21 protein-coding genes are annotated in these 22,456 nt (G+C 74.4%); 14 read left to right on the top strand and 7 right to left on the bottom strand.

The window, feature by feature from the left end:
* Positions 1-137: 137 nt before the first annotated feature.
* On the bottom strand, positions 138-1,076 hold the full coding sequence (locus tag ACH4ZA_RS16555) for a 5'-3' exonuclease (protein WP_319281246.1): 939 nt from the start codon (positions 1,074-1,076) through the stop codon (positions 138-140).
* Positions 1,077-1,625: 549 nt separating this feature from the next.
* On the opposite strand from ACH4ZA_RS16555, the gene ACH4ZA_RS16550 reads away from it, so the two are divergent.
* A complete protein-coding gene (locus ACH4ZA_RS16550; protein ID WP_398430053.1) occupies positions 1,626-2,222 on the top strand; it encodes a helix-turn-helix domain-containing protein in 597 nt (198 codons plus the stop codon).
* The gene (locus ACH4ZA_RS16545) at positions 2,222-2,938 is read left to right on the top strand and encodes a helical backbone metal receptor (RefSeq protein WP_398430052.1); all 717 of its coding nucleotides are present in this window, start codon (positions 2,222-2,224) and stop codon (positions 2,936-2,938) included. The genes ACH4ZA_RS16550 and ACH4ZA_RS16545 overlap by 1 nt, the downstream gene beginning before the upstream one ends.
* Here ACH4ZA_RS16545 and ACH4ZA_RS16540 read toward each other — a convergent pair.
* The gene (locus ACH4ZA_RS16540) at positions 2,850-4,016 is read right to left on the bottom strand and encodes a TDT family transporter (RefSeq protein WP_398430050.1); all 1,167 of its coding nucleotides are present in this window, start codon (positions 4,014-4,016) and stop codon (positions 2,850-2,852) included. The genes ACH4ZA_RS16545 and ACH4ZA_RS16540 overlap by 89 nt on opposite strands.
* Before the next feature lie 70 nt (positions 4,017-4,086).
* Between ACH4ZA_RS16540 and ACH4ZA_RS16535 the strand changes: the two genes are divergently transcribed.
* Positions 4,087-5,031: a LysR family transcriptional regulator gene (locus ACH4ZA_RS16535; RefSeq protein WP_319281238.1), complete on the top strand. Its 945-nt coding sequence runs from the start codon at positions 4,087-4,089 to the stop codon at positions 5,029-5,031.
* Positions 5,032-5,245: 214 nt separating this feature from the next.
* On the opposite strand, the gene ACH4ZA_RS16530 is transcribed toward ACH4ZA_RS16535, so the two are convergent.
* The gene (locus ACH4ZA_RS16530) at positions 5,246-6,007 is read right to left on the bottom strand and encodes a gamma-glutamyl-gamma-aminobutyrate hydrolase family protein (protein ID WP_398430049.1); all 762 of its coding nucleotides are present in this window, start codon (positions 6,005-6,007) and stop codon (positions 5,246-5,248) included.
* 63 nt (positions 6,008-6,070) lie between these two features.
* Positions 6,071-6,805 (bottom strand): FadR/GntR family transcriptional regulator, encoded by a 735-nt coding sequence (locus ACH4ZA_RS16525; protein ID WP_398430047.1) that lies wholly within the window; start codon positions 6,803-6,805, stop codon positions 6,071-6,073.
* A 105-nt stretch (positions 6,806-6,910) separates the two neighbouring features.
* Here ACH4ZA_RS16525 and ACH4ZA_RS16520 point away from each other — a divergent pair, with 105 nt between their 5' ends.
* From ACH4ZA_RS16520 to ACH4ZA_RS16510, 3 genes are read left to right on the top strand one after another with little or no spacing between them, the layout of a single operon-like run.
* The gene (locus tag ACH4ZA_RS16520; RefSeq protein WP_398430046.1) at positions 6,911-8,281 is read left to right on the top strand and encodes a glutamine synthetase family protein; all 1,371 of its coding nucleotides are present in this window, start codon (positions 6,911-6,913) and stop codon (positions 8,279-8,281) included.
* Between the two features lie 11 nt (positions 8,282-8,292).
* Complete coding sequence (locus ACH4ZA_RS16515; protein WP_398430045.1) at positions 8,293-9,711, top strand: aldehyde dehydrogenase family protein; 1,419 nt, start codon at positions 8,293-8,295, stop codon at positions 9,709-9,711.
* Between the two features lie 14 nt (positions 9,712-9,725).
* Positions 9,726-10,508, top strand: coding sequence for a 3-oxoacyl-ACP reductase (locus ACH4ZA_RS16510; protein ID WP_398430167.1), 783 nt, complete (start codon positions 9,726-9,728; stop codon positions 10,506-10,508).
* A 23-nt stretch (positions 10,509-10,531) separates the two neighbouring features.
* On the opposite strand, the gene ACH4ZA_RS16505 is transcribed toward ACH4ZA_RS16510, so the two are convergent.
* Positions 10,532-11,734, bottom strand: a complete 1,203-nt coding sequence (locus tag ACH4ZA_RS16505; protein WP_398430044.1) for an amino acid deaminase/aldolase — start codon at positions 11,732-11,734, stop codon at positions 10,532-10,534.
* A gap of 277 nt (positions 11,735-12,011) precedes the next feature.
* Between ACH4ZA_RS16505 and ACH4ZA_RS16500 the strand changes: the two genes are divergently transcribed.
* Entirely contained in the window at positions 12,012-14,744 is a 2,733-nt protein-coding gene (locus tag ACH4ZA_RS16500; protein WP_398430043.1) for a hypothetical protein, read from the top strand.
* A complete protein-coding gene (mycP, locus tag ACH4ZA_RS16495) occupies positions 14,741-15,937 on the top strand; it encodes a type VII secretion-associated serine protease mycosin (protein ID WP_398430042.1) in 1,197 nt (398 codons plus the stop codon). Before ACH4ZA_RS16500 ends, mycP begins: the two co-directional genes overlap by 4 nt.
* 34 nt (positions 15,938-15,971) lie before the next feature.
* Here the strand turns inward: mycP and ACH4ZA_RS16490 are convergent, their stop codons facing one another.
* Complete coding sequence (locus tag ACH4ZA_RS16490) at positions 15,972-17,012, bottom strand: serine hydrolase (RefSeq protein WP_398430041.1); 1,041 nt, start codon at positions 17,010-17,012, stop codon at positions 15,972-15,974.
* A gap of 154 nt (positions 17,013-17,166) precedes the next feature.
* On the opposite strand from ACH4ZA_RS16490, the gene ACH4ZA_RS16485 reads away from it, so the two are divergent.
* On the top strand, positions 17,167-17,898 hold the full coding sequence (locus tag ACH4ZA_RS16485; protein ID WP_398430040.1) for an SseB family protein: 732 nt from the start codon (positions 17,167-17,169) through the stop codon (positions 17,896-17,898).
* A 69-nt stretch (positions 17,899-17,967) separates the two neighbouring features.
* Here ACH4ZA_RS16485 and ACH4ZA_RS16480 read toward each other — a convergent pair whose 3' ends face one another.
* Entirely contained in the window at positions 17,968-18,336 is a 369-nt protein-coding gene (locus ACH4ZA_RS16480) for a DUF1844 domain-containing protein (protein WP_398430039.1), read from the bottom strand.
* A gap of 384 nt (positions 18,337-18,720) precedes the next feature.
* Between ACH4ZA_RS16480 and infC the strand changes: the two genes are divergently transcribed.
* From infC to ACH4ZA_RS16455, 5 genes are all read left to right on the top strand, one after another.
* Positions 18,721-19,422, top strand: a complete 702-nt coding sequence (gene infC / locus ACH4ZA_RS16475) for a translation initiation factor IF-3 (protein WP_079041356.1) — start codon at positions 18,721-18,723, stop codon at positions 19,420-19,422.
* Positions 19,423-19,528: 106 nt separating this feature from the next.
* A complete protein-coding gene (gene rpmI / locus ACH4ZA_RS16470) occupies positions 19,529-19,723 on the top strand; it encodes a 50S ribosomal protein L35 (protein ID WP_003977225.1) in 195 nt (64 codons plus the stop codon).
* A gap of 96 nt (positions 19,724-19,819) precedes the next feature.
* Entirely contained in the window at positions 19,820-20,203 is a 384-nt protein-coding gene (gene rplT / locus ACH4ZA_RS16465; protein WP_057580434.1) for a 50S ribosomal protein L20, read from the top strand.
* Between the two features lie 188 nt (positions 20,204-20,391).
* Positions 20,392-21,243, top strand: coding sequence for a TrmH family RNA methyltransferase (locus tag ACH4ZA_RS16460; RefSeq protein WP_398430037.1), 852 nt, complete (start codon positions 20,392-20,394; stop codon positions 21,241-21,243).
* A gap of 47 nt (positions 21,244-21,290) precedes the next feature.
* The gene (locus ACH4ZA_RS16455) at positions 21,291-22,406 is read left to right on the top strand and encodes an ATP-binding protein (RefSeq protein WP_398430036.1); all 1,116 of its coding nucleotides are present in this window, start codon (positions 21,291-21,293) and stop codon (positions 22,404-22,406) included.
* The last annotated feature ends 50 nt before the right edge of the window (positions 22,407-22,456 follow it).

Genomic DNA, 22,456 nt, shown 5'->3' with positions numbered 1-22,456 from the left:
CAGTCATCCATGCTTAGGTAAACCTAAGTTAGCACCTCTCCCCGGTGAACGTCCTCAGGTCCGGGGTCCGGTTCGCCCCTCCTGCCCGGACGACCCGTCGGGCCCGGCAGGGGTGTTCCCGGGCGCGGGGGCGACGCCTACGCGCGCCGTGCGCCCAGCGTCGTCAGCAGCCGCTGCAGCGACCCGCCGAGACCCCAGCGCTCCGCCAGCGCCTCCAGTGCCTCCCCGTCCCGCGGTGCGTGCGGCAGCGAGGTGGTCACCTCGGGCAGCGGCACGTCGTCGGCGACCTTGACCACCTTGGGCGCGACGGCGACATACGGCCGCGACTCGTCCAGCCGCCTGCGCTGCGACGGCGTCAGCTTCGCCTTCGGGTCGTCGACCGCCGCCATGATCCCGGCCAGATCGCCGAACTCCGTCAGCAGCTTGGCCGCGGTCTTCTCCCCGATGCCCGGCACGCCCGGCAGACCGTCGCTCGGGTCACCGCGCAGCAGGGCGAGATCCGCGTACCCGCGCCCGTCGACCCCGTACTTCTCGCGCAGCCACGTCTCGTCCGTCAGCTGCAGCGAGCCGACGCCCTTCAACGGGTACAGGACCCGCACCCCGCGTGCGTCGTCCACGAGTTGGTAGAGGTCGCGGTCGCCGGTGACGATGTCGACCGGGCCCTTCGCCCGCCCGGTGAACGTGCCGATCACGTCGTCCGCCTCGTACCCGGCGACGCCCACGCGCGCGATGCCGAGCGCGTCCAGGACCGCCTCGATGATCGGCACCTGGGGCGAGAGGGTGTCCGGCACCTCCTCCTCGTCCGGTCCGGTCGCGCGCTCCTCGGCGACGCGGTGTGCCTTGTAGGACGGGATGAGGTCGACCCGCCACTGGGGGCGCCAGTCGGCGTCCATGCAGGCGACCAGGTCGTCCGGCCGGTGGTCCTTCACCAGCCGGTCGATGAACTCCAGCAGTCCGCGCACCGCGTTCACGGGCGTGCCGTCCGGGGCCCGCACGGAGTCCGGGACGCCGAAGTAGGCGCGGAAGTACAGCGAGGCGGTGTCGAGAAGCATCAGTCGTCCGGTCACGCCACGCATCATGCCGCACGGACGCCCCACCCACCGGCGGGCGTTCACCCCGGTGTCGCGGCCCGCACGAGAACCCCGGCCCGTCCGGCGCGGGTGCCGGCGGCTGATCCGGGGCAGGAAAGCCGGGCGGCGCGGTGACCTGACAGCACCGCGACCGTCCTTCGAGGGGCGGGCCCGCCGGACCGCTGCGCGGCGGTCGGCGGTGCCCGTCCCTCGGGCCGTGGTGGAGGCGCGGTCGAACCTCGTCCACAGCATGGATCCGGCCAACCACAGAGCGCTACGCTCAGACCCGGACCGGCTCTCCCCGAGGCCGGGGACGAGCGGGAACACCGGCGGCCGTCCGCGCATTGAACCGGTAGACGGCGGGGCGGGCCTCCCGCCGGACCCTGCGCGGTCCCGCCGGCTGGCGTGAACTGTGAGGTCGGATGTCACGCCGGGTGTCGTCGATGTGACAGGCCCGTGAAACGGTTTGCCGAACATGCGTAGGGTGCAGAGAACTCATCAGAGGACGTGTCCGAGGACACACGGCACCGACGAGCGAAGGAGGGAGCCGGAGCGATGGGCGACCACAAAGAACAGCCCCTGCGGGTGGGCGCGGCCGTGCGGCGCCGGCGCCGCTCCCTGGAGCTCACTCTCGCCGTGGTGGCCGAGCGCAGCGGTCTCTCCGTCCCGTTCCTGAGCCAGATCGAGAACGACCGGGCGCGGCCCAGCACCAGCTCCCTGGAGAAGGTCGCGGACGCCTTGCGCACCACCGCCGTGGAGCTCCTCGCCGCCGCCGACCCGGCCTGCAGCGTCGACGTCGTCCGCGCCGAGATCTCCGAGCCGGGCGCCGGACCGGAGTCCGATCCGGAGCCGCGCTCGCGTTCGCTTGTCCGCGGGCACCACCAGATGCACGCCTCCGAGTTCACCGGCGACCATGACGCGGGCCGCGAGTTCCAGTACCGCAACGACCAGCTGATGTACGTCGCCGACGGCGCGGTGGAGATCGAGGCGGAGGGACGCGCGTACCGGCTGGGCCGCGGCGACACCCTGTACCTCACCGGCGGGGTCCGCCACCGCTGGCGGGCGACCGTGCCGGACACCCGTGTGGTGGTCGTCGCGGTGGCCGAGCACATCGAGGCCGTACGCGACCGGGACCGGGGCCGGAAGCGGTAGTGCGGGTCGTCTCGCTGGTGCCGTCGCTCACCGAGGCGGTGGCCGCGTCCGCGCCCGGCGTCCTGGTCGGCGCCACGGACTGGTGCTCCCACCCGGCAGGCCTGGACGTCGCCCGGATCGGCGGCACCAAGAACCCCGATACGGCACGTGTCGTCGCGCTCGCGCCCGACCTCGTGATCGCCAACGAGGAGGAGAACCGGGGGCCGGACCTCACGGCGCTGCGCGCGGCGGGTCTCGACGTGCTGGTGACGGAGGTCCGCGGCGTCCCCCAGGCCTTCCGGGAGCTCTCGCGGGTGCTCCGGGCGTGCGGCGGACCGGCGCGGCCGGACTGGCTCGCCGAGGCGGAGGAGGCGTGGGCGGCGCCTGCGCCGTTCGAGCGCCGCACGGCGGTCGTGCCGGTCTGGCGCCGGCCGTGGATGGTCCTGGGCCGCGACACGTTCGCCGGCGACGTGCTGGCCCGCCTGGGCGTGCACCAGGTGTACTCCGGGCACCCCGAGCGCTACCCGCGGACGGCGGTCGAGGACCTGCTCGCCGCCGGCCCGGACCTGGTCGTCCTTCCGGACGAGCCCTACCGCTTCACCGCAGACGACGGCCCGGAGGCCTTTCCCGGCCTGCCCTGCGCGCTGGTCAGCGGACGGCACCTGACGTGGTACGGGCCGTCACTTGCCGAAGCGCCGCGGGTGCTGGGCGGGGCGCTGCGAGCAGCTCTCCGCTGAGCAGCCCCCGGACGGTGTGCGCCGCGACCACCCCCCAGGCGGTCGCCAGGGCGACGTACAGCGCACAGGCGAGCAGGCCGTAGGCGAGGAGCCCGGTGTGCCGGGCCAGCGCCGCCGCCCCGGTCACACAGGTGCCGACCGGGAAGGTGAACGCCCACCACGTCATCGCGAAGCCCATCCCGTGCCGGCGGGCACGCACCACGTGCGCGGCGGCCAGGCAGAGCCACAGCAGCGCGAACCCCATGACGGGCACCCCGTACAGCACGGCGAGTACGGCGAATCCGCGGCCGTCCGGACCGGGCAGCACCCCCGGCGCGACCTCCGCGAACCGCGCGACGGCCGTGGTGGACTGCCCGAGCGGGCCGAGGACCAGGAACAGGGCCGGAGTCAGGACGAGCGGCGGCGGCCCGCCGGTCACCAGCCGCGCGAACACCAGCGGCAGCATGACGAAGGTGGCGAGCAGACTCAGTCCGAACAGCGCGACGCACAGGAGCAGCAACGTCTCCCGCGGCTGCCCGGCGGGCACGTGCGGCGCCAGCGACGGGCCCACCGCGGCGGACACCATGGGCGCGACCAGCGGCAGCAGCCACACCGGTGTGGCCCGGGAGGCCTCCGCCCGGTGGCGTACGGCCATCAGGTACGGGACGGCGACGGCGGCGGCCAGTGCGACGGCCGTGCCCGCGGTGAAGAGCACGGCGTCGAGGGCGACCGCGGCCGATGTGCCGATCCAGTCCCGGCCGACAGCCGGCGCGCCGCCTCCGACGGCGAGCAGCGCCATCGCGAGGCAGCCGTAGAACGGCGCCGTCGCCGGGTCGAGGAGATGGGTGCGGGCCTGGTCGCGGTGGTGCCGCCAGTGCAGTGCCCGGGCGGCGAGCAGGACCAGCAGCAGCACCAGGGAGAGCGCCCAGAACACCGTGCACAGCGGCCGCAGCCCCGGCGGCCGGACGGGAAGCGCGGCACCTGCCGTGCCGAGGATCGCGGTGCCCATGACCGTGGCGTACCACTGCGGTCCGAGGTGACGGACGGCTTCGGCGCGCGGACGGGACAGGACGGACAGGGGCTGGGCGGCGGTGACCATGACTCCACGGTCGCCCGGCCGGGCGACCGTCACCAGGGACGATGACTCTATGGGGGCATAAACTGGCTTTATGGGGAGTGCGGCGGGTGCGCGGGACGCGCAGGAACAGGGGCCCGGCGGCGGGGGTTCGATCGCGCATCGCGTTCCGGACCTGGGCGCGTTGGAGCTGCTGCTGGCGGTGGCCAGGCTGGGCAGCCTCGGCGCGGCCGCACGCGAACTGGGCATCACCCAGCCCGCCGCGAGCAGCCGGATCCGTTCCATGGAACGGCAGTTGGGCGTGGCCCTGGTGGACCGTTCGCCGCGCGGCTCCCGTCTGACGGACGCGGGCGCGCTGGTGACGGACTGGGCGCGGCGGATCGTCGAGGCGGCGGAGGCCTTCGACGCGGGGGCGCAGGCGCTGCGCGACCGCCGCGACTCGCGGCTGCGGGTGGCGGCCAGCATGACCATCGCCGAGTACCTGCTGCCCGGCTGGCTGCTCGCGCTGCGCGCCGGCCGGCCGGACACCGCGGTGTCGCTGCTGGCGGGCAACTCGGCGGCCGTCGCCGAACGGCTGCTGGCCGGGGAGGCCGATCTGGGCTTCGTGGAGGGCCTCACGGTCCCGGCCGGCCTGGACTCCGCCGTGATAGCCCACGACCGCCTCATCGTGGTCGTGGCGCCCGCGCACCCGTGGGCCCGCCGCGGGCGCGCGCTGCCCGCCGCCGAACTGGCGTCGACGCCGCTGATCCTGCGGGAGAAGGGCTCCGGGACCCGTCAGGTCCTCGACACGGCCCTCGGCGGCCTGGCCCGCCCGCTGATCGAGCTGTCCTCGACGACGGCGGTGAAGGCGGCCGCGGTGAGCGGGGCGGGGCCGGCGGTCCTCTCCGAACTGGCGGTCGGCGAGGAACTGGCGCTGCGCCGGCTCATCGGCATCCCGGTCGAGGGAGTCCCCCTGGCCCGGGACCTCAGGGCCGTCTGGCCGACGGGCCACCGCCCCACCGGCCCGGCCCGCGAACTGCTGTCCCTCACGCGAGGCTGACGGGCGCGGCGACGAGACGTCCGGGGCGCGGCGCTCAGGGCGGGACGTTCGCGTACGAGGCTTTCGTGGGCGAGCCACGCGAGGAGCCGGGCGGGAGCGGCACGTGAGCCGGGCGTGAGCCGCGGGCGGGCCCCGCCGGGCACGAGGCAGGCGAGACGGTCTCGGCCCGCGGCCGGCCGAGGGTGGTGCGGGGCCGCGGTGCGGGGCTGCGGGCTCAGACGGCGCGGCGGGACGCCGCTGTCACGAGGGAGCGCACGACCCGCACGTCCTCGCCCATCTCGGGATGCCACTGCACCCCGAGCACCCACCCGGCCGAGGGCAGCTCGACGGCCTCCACGGTGCCGTCCGCCGCGTGGGCCGACGGCACGAGGCCCGTGCCCAGGCGGTCCACCGCCTGGTGGTGGTAGGTCGGCACCAGGTCCTGCCCGTCGACGATCCCGCCGTACAGGGTGCCGGGCACCGGGTCGACCGGGTGATCGCCGAAGACGCCCTCCGTCCGGGCGTGCCCGTCGAGGTGCTGGACCAGGGTGCCGCCGAGCGCGACGTTCAGCAGCTGCATGCCCCGGCAGACGCCCAGCAGCGGGACGTCCGCCGCCAGCGCCGCCTCGATCAGGGCCAGCTCCCACGCGTCCCGCTCGGGGGCCGGCGGGCCGGTGCGGGGATCGCGCTCGGCGCCGTAGCGGGCCGGGTCGACGTCCGGGCCGCCCGCGACGACCAGGCCGTCGAGGCGGGCCACGGTCGCCGCCGCGTGTTCGGGCGCGTCCGGCGGGAGCATCACGGCCAGCCCGCCGGCCCGCTGGACGAGCCTCGGATACGCCGCCGGCAGCAGCGCCGCCTCCAGCTCCCACACCCGCCAGCGAGTGCCGGGCTCCAGGTACGTGCTGATGCCGATCAGCGGCCTGTCTTCCGGCCCTCCCGGCCCCCCCGGCCCGCGCGTCCCTTCCGGCGACTTCGCGCCGTGTCCCGTCACCGTCATGCGTCCTCTCCGTGGACCTTCAATGGACATCTTTCGAACCTTTGCCGACTGTTTCCGCGCGCTTCACGTCAGGAAGCCCCTGAGCAGCGCCGCTGTTCCCGCGCAGTGCTCCCGCATGATCTCCCGCGCGCCGTCCGCGTCCCGGTCCAGGACCGCCTCCACCAGCGCCGTGTGCTGCCGCTGCGAGTGTTCCAGATTGCGCACGAGCAGCGGGATGCAGTCGAGCAGGTCGTTCACCGTGGCCCGCACCGCCGCGTACCGCGCCGTCAGCGACGGTGAGCCGCACAGCTCGGCGAGGGTCAGATGGAGCATCGTGTCGAGTCGGCGGTAGTCGGCCGGGGACGCGTTCCCGGTGGCGGCGAGCGCCTCGCGCAGCCGGCGCCCCTGCTCGTCCGTCAGACCGTGCGACGCGCACAGACCCGCCGCGCCCGTCTCCAGCACCTCCCGGAACCGCAGCACGTCCTCGACGTCGGTCTCCGCGATCCGCCGCCGCAGCTCGTCCTCGCCGCCGGCGTCCGTGCGCGGCAGGACGAAGGTCCCGCCGTACCGGCCCCGGCGGGACTCGACCAGCCCCTGGTCCTGGAGGACCTTCAGCACCTCGCGCAGCGTCACCCGGCTGATGCCGAGCCGCTCCGCGAGATCCCGCTCGGCCGGCAGCCGTTCGCCCCCCGGGACCAGACCCAGTCGTACGACCTGCAGGATCTGCTCCAGCGCCTCCTCGAAACCGTTTCCGGCCCGCACCGGCCGGAGCACCGGCGTCAGCCGGTCGTCCGGTCCGCCGTCAGCGTTCACCGGCATCAGGCCGCGCCCCCTTCCCAAGCAATGGTTCTCCGCAATACCTTATGGCTCCCGGCCCGTCCGAAGAAGACGGGGGAGCCGGGGAAGCCGAAGGAGGCCCTTCCCGTGGCAGACCGCACACCCCCGCTCGGCGTCGAGGAGCTGCGCGCCCTCGTGGCGAGCGGTGAGATCGACACCGTCGTCCTCGCCTTCCCCGACATGCAGGGGCGCCTCCAGGGCAAACGGTTCGCCGCCGGGTTCTTCCTCGACGAGGTGCTCCGGCACGGCACCGAGGGCTGCAACTACCTCCTCGCCGTCGACACGGAGATGAACACCGTCGACGGTTACGCCATGTCCTCCTGGGAGCGCGGATACGGCGACTTCGCGATGCACCCGGACCTCGCCACCCTGCGCCGCGTGCCCTGGAACGCCGGCACCGCGATGCTGATCGCCGACCTCGCCTGGAACGACGGCACGCCGGTGGTCGCCGCCCCCCGCCAGATCCTGCGCCGCCAGCTGGAACGCCTCGCCGAGCACGGGTTCACCGCCCAGGTCGGCACCGAGCTGGAGTTCATCGTCTTCAAGGACAGCTACGAGGCCGCCTGGGACGCGAACTACCGCGGGCTCACCCCGGCCAACCAGTACAACATCGACTACTCGGTCCTCGGCACCGGCCGCATCGAACCGCTGCTGCGCCGCATCCGCAACGAGATGGCCGGCGCCGGCCTCACCGTCGAGTCCGCGAAGGGCGAGTGCAACCCCGGCCAGCACGAGATCGCGTTCCGCTACGACGAGGCCCTGGTCACCTGCGACCAGCACGCCGTCTACAAGACCGGCGCCAAGGAGATCGCCGCCCAGGAGGGCGTGTCCCTCACTTTCATGGCCAAGTACAACGAGCGCGAGGGCAACTCCTGCCACATCCATCTCTCGCTCACCGACGCGGACGGCGCCAACGTGATGGCCGGCACGGCGGCCGACCCGGACGGCATGTCCGAGGTGATGCGGCACTTCCTCGCCGGGCAGCTGGCCGCCCTGCGCGACTTCTCCCTCCTGTACGCCCCCAACATCAACTCCTACAAGCGGTTCCAGCCGGGCTCCTTCGCCCCGACCGCCGTCGCCTGGGGGCACGACAACCGCACCTGCGCGCTGCGGGTCGTCGGCCACGGCCGCTCCACGCGCTTCGAGAACCGGCTGCCCGGCGGTGACGTGAACCCGCACCTGGCCGTCGCGGGTCTGGTCGCGGCCGGGCTGTACGGCATCGAGCACAAGCTGGGGCTGCCCGAGGCCTGCGCAGGCAACGCCTACGCCGGCGACTACGCGCACGTTCCCACCACGCTCCGCGAGGCCGCCGAGCTCTGGTCGGCCAGCCCGATCGCGCTGGCCGCCTTCGGGGAGGAGGTCGTCGCCCACTACCGCAACATGGCACGCGTCGAGCTCGAGGCCTTCGACGCCGCGGTCACCGACTGGGAGCTGCGCCGCTCCTTCGAACGTCTGTGAAAGGTCCCGCCTTGTCCCACCCGCACGAGCAGTCCGCACCCGAGCAGTCCCCGCACGAGCAGTCGCCGCACGAGCTGGTCGTGCTCAACCCGGCCACCGAGGAGGTCGTCGCCGTCGTCCCGGCCGCCGACGCGGCCGACGTGGACCGCGCGGTCGCCCGGGCCGCCGCCGCGCAGACCGCCTGGGCCGCGGCGGCCCCCGCCGACCGCGCCCGACTGCTGCGCCGCTTCGCCGACGTGGTCGACGCGCACGTCGAGGAACTGGCGCTGCTCGAGGTCCGCGAGGCCGGCCACCTCCTCGGCAACGCCCGCTGGGAAGCCGGCAACGCCCGCGACCTGCTGCACTACGCGGCGGGCGGCGTCGAGCGGCTCCTCGGCAGCCAGATCCCCGTCCCCGGCGGCTGGAACGTCACCTTCCACGAGCCGCTCGGCGTGGTGGGCGTCATCGCCCCGTGGAACTTCCCCATGCCGATCGCCGCCTGGGGCGCCTTCCCGGCCCTCGCGGCGGGCAACGCGGTGGTCCTCAAGCCTGCCGAGACCACCCCGCTCACCGCCCTGCGGCTGGCCGAACTCGCCCTGGAGGCAGGCCTGCCCGAGCATCTCCTCCAGGTGCTGCCGGGCTACGGCGCGGTCGCCGGACGGGCGCTCGTCGACCACCCCGACGTCGCGAAGATCGTGTTCACGGGCTCCACCCGCACCGGCCGCGAGGTCATGGAGCGCTGCGCCCGGCAGGTCAAGCCGGTCACCCTGGAACTCGGCGGCAAGAGCCCGAACATCGTGTTCGCCGACGCCGACCTCAAGACCGCCGTCGACCCGTACTCCTTCCTGGACAACTCCGGTCAGGACTGCTGCGCCCGCACCCGGATCCTCGTCCAGGAGTCGGTGTACGACGAGGTCGCCGACCACCTGGCGCGGGAGCTGGCCGCCGTGGTGGTCGGAGACCCGGCCGACGAGGCGACCCGGATGGGTCCGCTGATCTCCCGTCAGCAGGTGGACCGCGTACGCTCGTTCGTCCCGGACGACGCGCAGGCGCTGCGCGGCAGCGCCCCCGACGGCCCCGGGTTCTGGTTCCCGCCGACCGTGCTCACCGGCGAACGGCCCGACTCCGCGGCCGCCCGCGAGGAGATCTTCGGACCCGTCGCCGTGCTGCTCCCCTTCACCGACGAGGCGGACGCGGTCCGGCTCGCCAACGACACCCCCTACGGCCTCTCCGGCTCCGTCTGGACCCGCGACGTCGGCCGCGCGCTGCGCGTCTCGCGGGCCGTGCGCGCCGGGAACCTGTCCGTCAACTCCCACTCCAGCGTCCGCTACTGGACCCCGTTCGGCGGCTACAAGCAGTCCGGCGTCGGCCGCGAGCTGGGCCCGGACGCCCTGACCGCCTTCACCGAAACCAAGAACGTCTTCATCAGCACGGAGGGCCCCGCACAGTGACGTCATCCACCCCCCTGCCCGACGAGAACATCTGCCGCCGCCTGGTGGGCCGCACGGCCGTCGTCACCGGCGCCGGCAGCGGCATCGGCCTCGCCGCGGCGCGCCGGCTCGCCTCCGAGGGCGCGCACGTCGTCTGCGGCGACGTCGACGAGACCCGCGGCAAGGCGGCCGCCGAGGAGGTCGGCGGGATCTTCGTGAAGGTCGACGTCACCGACCCCGGCGAGGTCGAGGCGCTGTTCAGGACGGCGTACGACACCTACGGCAGCGTGGACGTCGCCTTCAACAACGCGGGCATCTCCCCGCCCGACGACGACTCCATCCTGGAGACGGGCCTGGAGGCCTGGAAGCGCGTCCAGGAGGTCAACCTGACCTCCGTCTACCTGTGCTGCAAGGCGGCCATCCCCTACATGCGCCGGCAGGGCCGCGGCTCGATCATCAACACGGCGTCCTTCGTGGCGCGGATGGGCGCGGCGACCTCGCAGATCTCGTACACGGCGTCCAAGGGCGGTGTCCTCGCCATGTCCCGCGAGCTCGGCGTGCAGTTCGCCCGGGAGGGCATCCGCGTGAACGCCCTGTGCCCCGGGCCGGTCAACACCCCGCTGCTGCAGGAGCTGTTCGCCAAGGACCCCGAGCGGGCCGCCCGCCGCCTCGTCCACATCCCCGTCGGCCGGTTCGCCGAGGCCGAGGAGATCGCCGCCGCCGTCGCCTTCCTGGCCAGCGACGACTCCTCGTTCGTCAACGCCACCGACTTCCTGGTGGACGGCGGGATCTCCGGGGCCTATGTGACCCCGCTGTAGAACCCGGCGGCCCGGGGCGGCGGTCAGAGGAAGGTGTGACCCTCGCCCCGGTACGTCGGCACGGTCGCCGTCACGGCGTCCCCCTCGACGAGGTGCAGCATCTCGAAGCGCTCGCACAGCTCGCCGGCCTTCGCGTGCCGGAACCACACCTTGTCGCCGATCAGCAGATCGTCGGCGGGGGAGCCGAGCAGCGGCGTCTGCACCTCGCCGGGGCCCTCCTGGGGGTCGTAACGCAGGCCCTCGGGGAGGTAGGGCACCGGCAGCCGGTCGGGTCCGGCCGCACCGGAGGCCGGGTAGCCGCCGCCGAGCACCGTCACCACCCCGACGCCGGGCCTGCGCACGACCGGCATGGCGAACAGCGCTGCCGGACGCCCGCTGAACGACGTGTAGTTGTCGAAGAGCCGCGGCACGTACAGCCCGGACCCGGCCGCGATCTCCGTGACCGCGTCCTCCGCGGCGGTGTGCTGCACACTGCCGGTGCCGCCGCCGTTGACGTACTCCAGGTCCGGCACGACGGCCCGCACCGCGCGCACCACGGCCGCGCGCCGCTCGGCGATCTCCCGGCGGGCGGTGGCCTGCATCAGCCGGATCGCACGGGACCGCAGGGGCCGTCCGGCGACGGCGTCGCCGACACCGGCGATGTGCCCCTCGTACGCCATGATCCCCACCAGCCGGAAACCGGGCCGCCGGGCCACCGCCCGTGCCACGTCGGCGACCTGGGCGGGGGAGTGCAGCGGCGAGCGCAGGGCGCCGACCCGGACCCGGCCGCCGAACAGCTTCAGCGCGGTGTCCAACTCCAGGCAGACGCGGATGACTTCGGTGCCGCCGGCCCGCGCCGCGTCGATCAGGTCCAGCTGGGCGACGTCGTCGACCATGACGGTGACGGCGGCGGCGAGCTTGGGATCGGCGGCCAGCTCGGCGTAGCCGCCGCGGTCGGCCGACGGGTAGGCGAGGAGGACGTCCTCGAAGCCCGAGCGGGCCAGCCACAGCGACTCGGCGAGCGTGAACGACATGATCCCCGCGAAGCCGTCCTTCGCCAGGACGCGTTCCAGCAGCGTGCGGCAGCGCACGGACTTGCTCGCCACCCGGATCGGCTTGCCGCCGGCCCGGCGGACCAGATCCTCGGCGTTCGCGTCGAAGGCCTCCAGGTCCACAAGGGCGAGCGGGGCGTCGAGATGGGCGGTGGCCCGGTCGTACCGGGCCCGGTCGGCGGCGCGCGCAGTCATGAAGGAAGCCTGCCAGACAGGATTACCGCAGGGTAGAGGGACGTTCCGGGCTAATGCCCCGGGGGGCGCCGACTGGTTCCCGTTCGAGCGGCGACAAGCCGTAGAGTGACGCGCACGTACGGAGGACGGCTCCGGCCGGACAGCCGCGTCGGGATGCCGGTCCGCCCGCGTGGGTATGCCTGCCCGCGACGGACGACCTGGTCGTGCCGGCCCGCCCGGACGAACCGACGGCCCGCGTACGAGAACGACGGCCCGGGGACGAGGAAACGGGGGGTGCATGAGCACGGAAGCACGCCGCGCCTCGGTCCCCCCGCACCCGGACGTGCCGCCCCACCCCGGCGTCCCGCCCCGCCCGAGCGTGCCGCCCCGCCCGGCCCGGCCGCCCGCTCCCGTGCCGGCGGACGCCCCCGACGCGGCGGACACCGCGACCGCCCGCACGGGGACCTCCCGGTCCGCCGCCTCCGGCCGGCCCCCGCAGGAGCCCCCGCACGGTCCGGCACGCGACGGCGGCGAGCAATCGGGGGGCGCGCCGCAGACCACGAACGGCCCGGCCGGACGGCAGGCCACGCACCGGACCGCCTCCGGGGAGCCGGCGCCGGACACCCGCGACACCGGCACGACCGACGACGGCGGTGCGCCCGCCTCCGAGGACGCCGCTCCCCCCAGCCCCCGCACCGCCCCCCGCTTCATCTCCCTGCGGGCCCAGCACACGGACGCCATGACCCCGCCCCCGCCCCCAGCGTCGGCCCGCTTCCCGGACACCCCGCCACCGCCGAGCCGCCCCGCGCAGCCCCCACGCGGCGACGACGCCGCGCGGCCGGCGTCGGCCGACGAGCGCCCGCCTGCCGTCCCGCGCCCCGCCCCGCCCCACGACTTCCGTCGCGCCCCCCGTGCGGCGAGGCCGGCGCCCCGCCCGACGGACGGCCAGGAGACCGCCGGCACGGCCGCCACGCGCCCCTTCACCACGAGCTTCTTCCGCCCCTCGCCGTCCCCGCGCCCCACACCCCCGGACGCCCCGAGCCCCGCAGCCGCCGAGCCCCCGCATCCCGCGTCCGGCGGCACCCGGCCGCCCGCGGGTCAGCCCCCGCATGCCACGTCCGGCGGGGTCCGGCCGCCAGCGGCCGCCGAGCCCCCGCGACCCGCGACCGGCACCCCCCGGCCTCCCGCGGCCGCAGAGCCCCCGCACCCCACGACCGACGGCACCCGGCCGCCCTCGGGTCAGCCCCCGCATGCCACGTCCGGCGGGGTCCGGCCGCCGGCGGCCGCCGAGCCCCCGCATCCCGCGTCCGGCGGCACCCGGCCGCCCGCGGGTCAGCCTCCGCTTGCCACGTCCGGCGGGGTCCGGCCTCCGGCGGCCGCAGAGCCGTCGCATCCCGCGTCCGGCGGCACCCGGCCTCCGGCGGCCGCAGAGCCGTCGCATCCCGCGTCCGGCGGCACCCGGCCGCCCGCGGGTCAGCCTCCGCTTGCCACGTCCGGCGGGGTCCGGCCGCCCGTGCCCGCCGAGCCCCCGCGGCCGGCGGCCGGTGACGATCGGCGTTCCCCGTCCGCCGGCATCCCGCGTCCCCCGGCCCCGGCGCGCGACGCCGCGTTCGCCGTCCCCGGCGACGGGCCGGACGTCCTCGGCGGGCCGTCCGGTCAGGGCGCGGGCCGCGCCGCCGGCCCAGGTCCCTTCCGGCCCTTCGACCCGTCTCCTCGGCCCGTCCGGCCGGACGCCTCCGGCGCCACCCCGCCGGCCGCTCCGCGCCCCGCCGACAGCGACGACCCGCGTGCCTCGGACCGGCAGGGTTCCCGCCCCGCCCCCGCCTCCGCCGACGACCCGCGCCCCGCGGACCGGCAGGGACCGCACCCCGCCCCCGCCCCCGCCGACCGGGACCGTCCGCGCTCCGCGGGCGCCGGCAGTGCGCACACCTCCGACCACGCCTGGACTCCGCTGCCGCGGGACTGGGTGCCCGCGCCGGAGGCGGTCGGCGGCGCCCCGCGCGCCGGCTTCCCGAGGGTCTCGCCGCCGGACGACGGACCGGCGTGGACTCCCGCAGCGGCCCTGCGGCGACCCGACTTCGCCGTGCCGCCCCCGCCCGCGCCCCCCGCGCCGCAGGCTCCGCGGCGGCCCGAGACCGCCCCCGACGCGGCGATCGGACCCGACCCGTCGCTCTCCTGGAGCGCTCCGATGTCGCCGGACGGCGGCCCCGGCGCCCGGCGGCCCGTGGTGACGTTCGCCCGGCCCGAGGGATACCGCGACACGCCCTGGATCCTCGGCCGACGGGGACGCACCGCCGCGGCCGCCGTGTGCGCCGTCCTCGGACTGGGCCTCATCGGCGGTGCCCTGACCGGCAGTTGGCTCGTCGGCGGCTCGGACGACGGCGTCGATCGCAGCGCCTACGTCACCGCCGGCGGCCTGTGGCACAACGTGCCCGTCGACCAGCTGTTCCCGCCCACGGTGGACGGCCAGGGGGCCGGTCCCGGGGGCGCCGACCGCGCCTGGACGCGGATCGCCGTCGCTCCGGACGGCGGCTGCGCCGACGCCTTCGACCCGCTGCTGCTGAAGGTCCTCGCCCCCGTCGGCTGCGAGCGACTGCTGCGGGCCACCTACACCGACGCCACCCAGAGTTACGTGACCACCGTCGGCCTGCTGTTCACCACCGCCGACGCGGCCGCCATGCGCTCCCTCGACGCCCGCGTCACGAAGGAGGGCCTGGCGAAGAGGGCGGATCTGATGCCCCGTCCGTACGCCGCCAAGGGCACCGCGGCCGCCGCGTTCGGCGACAAGCAGCGCGCAGCGTGGACGCTGTCCGTCCTGACGGACGCGCCGGTCGTCGTGTACGCCGTCTCCGGCTGGGCCGACGGCCGCACCGTGGACACCCCCCAGCCCGCCCCCGCGGCCACCGCGTCCGGCGCCACCACCGCGCCCGCCCAGGCGGGTCTCGGCAACGAGGCGCAGGGCCTCGCCGACCGCATCGAACGCGGCCTGCGCAAGACCGTCGTCACGCCGCCCTCGGAGCAGCCCTCATGAGCCGACGCACCACCGCCCGCAGGGCGGGCCTCCTCAGCTGCCTGCTCGCGTGCTCCGTGGCGTTCCTGCCGGCCGCACAGGCCCACGCCGACGGCATCCGCGCCCAGCAGTGGGCCCTGACCGCCCTGCACACCGAGCAGGCCTGGCAGACCACCAAGGGCAAGGGCGTCACGGTCGCCGTCCTGGACACCGGCGTCGAGGCCGACCACCCCGACCTCGTCGGCAACGTCCTCACCGGCAAGGACCTCGTCGGCTTCGGCGCCGCGCGCGGCGACCGCGCCTGGGCCCGCCACGGCACCGCCATGGCGAGCATCATCGCCGGTCACGGGCACGGCTACGGCAACGACGACGGCGTGCTCGGCATCGCGCCGGAGGCGAAGATCCTCCCCGTCCGCGTGATCCTCGAGGACGGCGACCCGCAGCGCGCCAAGGCCCGCAACACCCGGGGCAACGCCCTCGCCGAGGGCATCCGCTGGGCCGCCGACCAGGGCGCCGACGTCATCAACCTCTCCCTCGGCGACGACTCCGCCTCCGCGCACCCCGAACCGGCCGAGGACGAGGCCGTCCAGTACGCGCTGAAGAAGGGCTCGGTCGTCGTCGCCTCGGCCGGCAACGGCGGCGAGAAGGGCGACCACATCTCCTACCCGGCCGCCTACCCGGGCGTCATCGCCGCGACCGCCGTCGACCGCTACGGCACCCGCGCCTCCTTCTCCACCCGCCGCTGGTACGCCACGGTCAGCGCGCCCGGCGTCGACGTCGTCATCGCCGATCCGGACCACAAGTACTACCAGGGCTGGGGGACCAGCGCGGCCTCCGCGTTCGTCTCGGGGGCGGTGGCGCTCGTCAAGGCCGCCCACCCCGGTCTGACCCCGGCGCAGATCAAGAAACTCCTGGAGGACACCGCCCGCAACGCCCCGAACGGCGGCCGTGACGACTCCCGCGGCTACGGCTTCATCGACCCGGCCGCGGCGATCAGGACCGCCGGCCGCCTCGCGCCGCAGGGCCTGCAGTCCGCGGCCTACGGGGAACGCTACTTCGGCGCCGGACCGGACGAGGCGAAGACGCAGGACGCCACGTCGAGCTGGGCCGGGCTGTTCGCGGGCGGCGCCGGAGGCGTGCTGCTGGTGACGGCGGTCCTGCTGTGGCGCGGCCGCCGCGAGCGCGACCGGCACGAGCCGTACGAGGCCCTCTGAGGCAGCGGCACGCCGCTGACGCGTTCCGGCAGGCCTAGCCGGAGGCGGATGCGGAGTCGGCCACCGCCGACGCCGACGCCGAGGGTGTCGGCGGGGCCCCGGAGGCCGGCCCCGCGTCGTCGCCCGCCACGACCGCCACCGCCGTCCTCGCCACCGTCTCCACCAGGGAGATCCCCGCGGCCTGCGTCGCGTTGCCGTTCGACAGCACGGCCACCAGGTAGTCGCGGCCGCCGGCGGTCACCCGCCCGATGCTGTCGACGTCCCACAGTCCGGTGGCGCTGCGGGGCAGCCAGCCGTTCTTCAGCGCCCACGAGGAGCCGTCGGCCGCGGCCGAGACGCCCCACTGCTGGCCCGCGGCGATCCGCCCCATCAGGCCCCGCACGTATGTCCGCGACGCCTCGCTCAGTTCCGACGTGTCGCCGAACACCTGCCGCAACAGGGTGAGCTGGTCGGCGGCCGTGGTCCGGGTGAGCCCCCACAGCATGCCCTCGCCGCCCGTGGTGTCCGTCAGCCCGAACCGCTCGTTCGCCGCGTCCAGCCCCTCGGCCGTTCCGATGCTCCGCCACAGCGCCGAGGCCGAGTCGTTGTCGCTGTCCTCGATCATCGCGACGGCGTACGCCTTCTCGGCCGCCGTGAGGCGACGGCCGGCGTCCTGCGCCTGCAGCAGCAGAGCCGCCAGGATGTCCACCTTCACGATGCTGGCCGTGTCGAAGGCGCTCCCGCCGTACACGGCGGCGGCCCCGGAGTCCATGGCGAGCACCGCCACGGACACGGCGGCCCCGCCCGGCACCGTCACCGACCCCATCGCCGACGCCAGCAGCGCGTCGTGGTCCTCCTCGGGCGCCGTCACGTGCTCCACCGCCACCTTCCCGTCTCCCGGTCCGGACGCCGGGACGGACGGCGTCGCAGTGGACGACGATACGGCCCCCGTGCGCGGGAGGGACCGCGCCTTCACGTAGACGGTCCCGCCCGCCGTCGCCCCGAGGACGGCGGCCACGGCGAGCGCGACCGGGAGGAACGGACGGCGCCGGGAGGGGCGAGCGCGGCGACCGCGACGTGCTCTGGAGGACTCCATGCCCGCGAGGGTGGAGGCGGCGGCTGTGCGGACCGTGGGACGGGCGTAAGAGCCGCCTCAGCGGGGACTGAGAATCCCGTGAAAGCGTCACCGGCCTGTTCCCGGACCGGCCCGGCACGAGCCGGGCGGCGTCCCCCCGATAGGGTCGACGACCGTGGCGAACAAGAACATTCCCGACCCCGGCTTCTCCGACGACGACGGCTCCGCCGACCCCCGGCTGAGCGCGGCGCTCGCCGCCTGGGCCGAGGACCGCGACGCCGTGGGACCGGTGCTGGAGGCCCTCAGGGGCGCCCGGCTCCTGGTGCCCGTGGTGGCCGTCCTCGGCGAGGTGGAGGTGGACGAGAACGGGCTGCGCCGCGAGAAGACCAGTGACATGGCGGTTCCGACCCTGAAGGCCGGCGCCCGCACCGCCCTGCCCGCCTTCAGCTCCACCGACACCCTCGCCCGCTGGGATCCCGAGGCCCGCCCGGTGGCCGTGCCGCTGCACCAGGCGCTGCAGGCCGCCGCGCACGAGAAGGCGGACACGCTCGTCCTCGACCTGGCCGGACCGGTGCCCTTCGAGCTGACCGGGCCGGCGCTCCTGGCGCTCGCCGAGGGCCGCACCTCCACCGAACCGCTCGCCGATCCGGCGGTCGTGGCCGCTGTCCGGGCCGCCGTCGCCGCCGGGCCGGAGGTCGTCCGCGCCCATCTCGGGCCGGGCGGGGCGGACGGCATCCTCGCCCTCGTCCTCGACCCGTCGGCCGATCCCGCCGAGGCCGCCGAGGCGGTGGCCCGGCGGCTGGCCGCCGACGAGACGCTGAGGGCCCGCCTGGTGCGCGGCCTCGACCTGGCACTGCTGCCGGCCGGGTCCACGCCGCCGGGCGAGCCCCTGTACGTCCGCGAATGAACCGCCAGCGCGCGGACCGCCAGCGAGCGGACCGCCCGTGGACGGACCGTCCGCACGGACTTCGGCGGATCAGCCGTAGATCGGGCCCGTGTACTTCTCGCCCGGGCCCTGACCGGGCTCGTCCCGCACGACCGACGCCTCGCGGAACGCCAGCTGCAGCGACTTCAGGCCGTCGCGCAGCGGCGCGGCGTGGAAGGAGCTGATCTCGGTGGTGCTCGCGTCCAGCAGACCGGCGAGGGCGGTGATCAGCTTGCGGGCCTCGTCCAGGTCCTTGTACTTGTCGCCCTCCTCGGTCAGCCCGAGCTTCACGGCGGCGGCGCTCATCAAATTCACGGCGACCGTCACGATCACCTCGACGGCGGGGACCTCGGCGATGTCGCGGGTCATCTCGTCGAAGTCGGGGGAGCCGGCCGCATCGCCGGGGGAGGTGTCACTCATGCCCCACACGATAGGACCCGCAGCACGCCCCCTTGACAGCAGGAGGCGGACGACGGCTGATTAGCGCCCGCCTGTCCGAGCTGGTAATCTCGTGTAACGACCGGTCGGACACGCGTGCCATCCAGCAGGCGGGCCCGGCCCACAAGTGGAGGCTCCGAACTCCCACCCGATCGTCCCCCGAGGACGGCGGGTCACCCCGGTCAGGCGGTCGCCATCGTTCCGTACGGACGATGGAATCGCCCGGTAGTGCGCCCCGCGATCCTCGCGGCGGTGCTCCGGTAGTGCTTGGAGCCCCGCATGTGATCGTTCGGGGCATTTTTTGTGCGTCGACGTGGTTGAACACCTATCGAACACAGACGTTACGTGGCTGTCCGCCAGACTGCCGTGTGGTGCTACCGAGGAGGATCCATCAGCACCGAGCCCCGCATCAACGACCGGATTCGCGTTCCCGAAGTGCGACTTGTCGGTCCCAGTGGCGAGCAGGTCGGCATCGTGCCGCTTGCCAAGGCACTGGAGCTTGCGCAGGAGTACGACCTCGACCTGGTCGAGGTGGCCGCGAGCGCACGCCCGCCGGTCTGCAAGCTCATGGACTACGGGAAGTTCAAGTACGAGTCGGCCATGAAGGCCCGTGAGGCGCGCAAGAACCAGGCGCACACGGTCATCAAGGAAATGAAGCTCCGGCCGAAGATCGACCCGCACGACTACGACACCAAAAAGGGTCACGTCGTCCGGTTCCTCAAGCAGGGCGACAAGGTCAAGATCACGATCATGTTCCGCGGCCGCGAGCAGTCCCGCCCCGAGCTGGGCTACCGACTGCTGCAGCGTCTCGCGGAGGACGTCCAGGACCTCGGGTTCATCGAGTCGAACCCGAAGCAGGACGGCCGCAACATGATCATGGTCCTCGGTCCGCACAAGAAGAAGACCGAGGCCATGGCCGAGGCCCGTCAGGCGCAGGAGGCCCGCAAGGCCGAGGCGAAGGCCAACCCGGGCCGTTCGCAGAACGCCGCGGACGCCGACGCCGTGAACGCCGAGGCCGACGTCGAAGCAGACGTCGAGGCCCCTGCCGAGGCTTCCGCCGAGGCGTGATCCACGGGGCGCGAGTCCCGAGGGTTAACCGATACAAGCGACGTTCCACCGTGCCCGGTTTCACGACCGGGCACCGGAACGCCACCGACGAGGAGAGAACGGCGCTATGCCGAAGAACAAGTCGCACAGCGGTGCCAGTAAGCGCTTCAAGATCACCGGCTCCGGCAAGGTGCTCCGTGAGCGCGCCGGCAAGCGCCACCTGCTCGAGCACAAGTCGTCCCGCGTGACGCGTCGCCTCACCGGCAACGCCGAGATGGCCCCGGGCGACGCCGCGAAGATCAAGAAGCTTCTCGGCAAGTGACGTCAGGCGCAGCCAACGCGCCTGATCCCTGACCGGGACCCAATCGTTTCCGGGTCGTGTGAGTCCAACCGCGGCCCCGCTACAAGGAGTTAACAAGTGGCACGCGTCAAGCGGGCAGTAAACGCCCACAAGAAGCGCCGGGCGATCCTCGAGGCGGCCTCCGGCTACCGCGGTCAGCGTTCGCGCCTGTACCGCAAGGCCAAGGAGCAGGTCACCCACTCGCTGGTCTACAACTACAACGACCGCAAGAAGCGCAAGGGCGACTTCCGTCAGCTGTGGATCCAGCGCATCAACGCTGCGGCCCGCCAGAACGGCATGACGTACAACCGCCTCATCCAGGGTCTGAAGGCCGCGAACATCGAGGTCGACCGCAAGATCCTGGCCGAGCTGGCCGTCAACGACGCCACCGCGTTCGCCGCGCTGGTCGAGGTCGCGCAGAAGGCGCTGCCCGCGGACGTGAACGCGCCGAAGGCCGCGTGACGCTGCGCTGGCTCTGAGCCGACGTCGGTGAAGGACCCGCAGGTTCATCCTGCGGGTCCTTTGCTGCTGACGCCCGCCGAGGCCGTCCGTTCGGGTGCGGGCCGCCGGTGGCGGGTCGCGCAGTTCCCCGCACCCCCAGGTCGGACCACTCGCGCCGGCCGAAAGTCGATCGAGTTGCGAAGGTGAACATGCCCCCCGCCAGCCCCGAGCTGATCTCCCCCCGTTCCCCCCGTGTGGCCGCCGCCCGGCGGCTGGCCCGGCGGAACTTCCGGGGGAAGGAGCGGCTGTTCCTCGCGGAGGGGCCGCAGGCCGTCCGGGAGGCTGCGGGGTACGGCAGGGAGACGCTGGTCGAGCTGTTCGCCACCGTCGAGGCCGCGGAGCGGTACGCCGACATCGTGGGGGAGGCCAGGGCGGCCGGCGCCCGCGTCCACCTCGCCGACGAGCAGGTCATCGCGGAGATCTCCACGACCGTCACCCCGCAGGGGCTCGTGGGCGTGTGCCGGTTCGTCGACACGCCCTTCGAGGAGATCGTCGCCGCCCGGCCCCGGCTCGTCGCGGTCCTGGCGCATGTGCGCGACCCCGGCAACGCCGGCACCGTCCTGCGCTGCGCGGACGCCGCCGGCGCCGACGCCGTCGTCCTCACCGACGCGTCCGTCGACCTGTACAACCCCAAGGCCGTCCGGGCCTCCGTCGGGTCCCTGTTCCATCTGCCCGTCGCCGTCGGGGTCCCCGTGGAGCAGGCCGTGGCCGGGCTGCAGGAGGCCGGGGTGCGGATCCTCGCCGCCGACGGCGCGGGCCGGGACGACCTCGACGACGAACTGGACAAGGGCGCCATGGGCGGGCCCACCGCCTGGGTGTTCGGCAACGAGGCCTGGGGTCTGCCCGAGGAGACCCGCGCCCTCGCCGACGCCGTCGTCCGCGTCCCGATCCACGGAAAGGCCGAGAGCTTGAACCTGGCGACCGCGGCCGCCGTATGTCTCTACGCGTCGGCCCGTGCACAGCGCGCCTCCGGAGGGTGCCGCTCCGTCACGGGCAGCTAGTAGGGTGGCGTGCTCGGGGCTCCTCGTCTGGGAGGTGGGGTACGGGGATGAGTGTCGGCACGAACAGCGCACCGGGAGCGGCCCGCGCCGCCGGTGACCTGGCCGAACTCGGCATAGACCCCGACGATCTGCCCGACGGGCTCGTCGTGGCCGACGAGCACGGGCACGTCGTCTGCTTCAACGCCGCCGCCCAGCGCATCACCGCCGTCGCCGCCGCGGACGCCCTCGGACAGCGCCTCGACAAGGCGCTGCCGCTGGAGGACCTCGAAGGCCGCCGCTGGTGGCAGCTGACCGACCCCTACGGCGGCCTCGCCATCCGCGTCGGCCAGCCCGAGCGCAACCTGCTGCTGCCGGGCGGGCGCGAGGTGCTCGTCTCGGTTCGCTACGTACGCACCGCACCCACCGGGCCCGTCCGCCGGGTCGTCGTCTCGATCCGCGACACCGAGGCCCGCCGCCGCACCGAACGCAGCCACGCCGAGCTGATCGCCACCGTCGCCCACGAGCTGCGCTCGCCCCTGACCTCCGTCAAGGGCTTCACCGCCACCCTGCTCGCCAAGTGGTCGCGGTTCACCGACGACCAGAAGCGGCTGATGCTGGAGACCGTCGACGCCGACGCCGACCGGGTCACCCGTCTCATCGCCGAACTGCTCGACATCTCGCGCATCGACTCGGGGCGGCTGGAGCTGCGTCGCCAGCCCGTCGACATGGGAGCCGCCGTGGGACGTCACATCCAGGCCTACGTGGCCGCCGGACAGCCCGCCGACCGGTTCCTGCTGCGCATCGAGCAGCCGCTGCCCGCCCTGTGGGCCGACCCCGACAAGGTCGACCAGGTCCTCAGCAACCTCATCGAAAATGCCGTGCGTCACGGCGAGGGAACCGTCACCATTGACGTCACGCCCGCCGCGTCTCCCCGTGAGGGGGAGGAAACCGGTACCTCGGTCACCGTGAGCGACGAGGGCGCAGGCATCCCGGAGGACTCCATGAACCGCGTGTTCACCCGCTTCTGGCGGGGCAGCAAGCGCGGCGGCACGGGCCTGGGGCTGTACATCGTCAAGGGCATCGTCGAAGCCCACGGCGGCGTCATCACGGTCGGCCGCGCCCCGGGCGGCGGCGCGGAGTTCCGATTTACGCTGCCCGTGAGCACTCCGGCGTATCTCACCTGAGAGCGGCCGGGCGGCCCGCGGGCGCGTTCGCACACCTTCACCCCGTTAGA

Origin of the sequence: Streptomyces sp. NPDC020597 (genome assembly GCF_044335095.1) — a bacterium.
Classification (GTDB): domain Bacteria; phylum Actinomycetota; class Actinomycetes; order Streptomycetales; family Streptomycetaceae; genus Streptomyces.
This window is presented reverse-complemented; position numbering and strand designations above follow the sequence as displayed.

Excerpts from the sequence above, each read along its gene's own strand:
- ACH4ZA_RS16530 (WP_398430049.1), bottom strand. The coding sequence starts at position 6,007 with ATGACGGTGACGGGACACGGCGCGAAGTCGCCGGAAGGGACGCGCGGG.
- ACH4ZA_RS16535 (WP_319281238.1), top strand. The coding sequence starts at position 4,087 with ATGGGGAGTGCGGCGGGTGCGCGGGACGCGCAGGAACAGGGGCCCGGC.
- ACH4ZA_RS16505 (WP_398430044.1), bottom strand. The coding sequence starts at position 11,734 with ATGACTGCGCGCGCCGCCGACCGGGCCCGGTACGACCGGGCCACCGCC.
- ACH4ZA_RS16480 (WP_398430039.1), bottom strand. The coding sequence starts at position 18,336 with ATGAGTGACACCTCCCCCGGCGATGCGGCCGGCTCCCCCGACTTCGAC.
- rpmI (WP_003977225.1), top strand. The coding sequence starts at position 19,529 with ATGCCGAAGAACAAGTCGCACAGCGGTGCCAGTAAGCGCTTCAAGATC.
- mycP (WP_398430042.1), top strand. The coding sequence starts at position 14,741 with ATGAGCCGACGCACCACCGCCCGCAGGGCGGGCCTCCTCAGCTGCCTG.
- ACH4ZA_RS16550 (WP_398430053.1), top strand. The coding sequence starts at position 1,626 with ATGGGCGACCACAAAGAACAGCCCCTGCGGGTGGGCGCGGCCGTGCGG.
- ACH4ZA_RS16460 (WP_398430037.1), top strand. The coding sequence starts at position 20,392 with ATGCCCCCCGCCAGCCCCGAGCTGATCTCCCCCCGTTCCCCCCGTGTG.
- ACH4ZA_RS16555 (WP_319281246.1), bottom strand. The coding sequence starts at position 1,076 with ATGCGTGGCGTGACCGGACGACTGATGCTTCTCGACACCGCCTCGCTG.
- ACH4ZA_RS16455 (WP_398430036.1), top strand. The coding sequence starts at position 21,291 with ATGAGTGTCGGCACGAACAGCGCACCGGGAGCGGCCCGCGCCGCCGGT.
- ACH4ZA_RS16490 (WP_398430041.1), bottom strand. The coding sequence starts at position 17,012 with ATGGAGTCCTCCAGAGCACGTCGCGGTCGCCGCGCTCGCCCCTCCCGG.
- ACH4ZA_RS16525 (WP_398430047.1), bottom strand. The coding sequence starts at position 6,805 with ATGCCGGTGAACGCTGACGGCGGACCGGACGACCGGCTGACGCCGGTG.
- ACH4ZA_RS16500 (WP_398430043.1), top strand. The coding sequence starts at position 12,012 with ATGAGCACGGAAGCACGCCGCGCCTCGGTCCCCCCGCACCCGGACGTG.
- ACH4ZA_RS16540 (WP_398430050.1), bottom strand. The coding sequence starts at position 4,016 with ATGGTCACCGCCGCCCAGCCCCTGTCCGTCCTGTCCCGTCCGCGCGCC.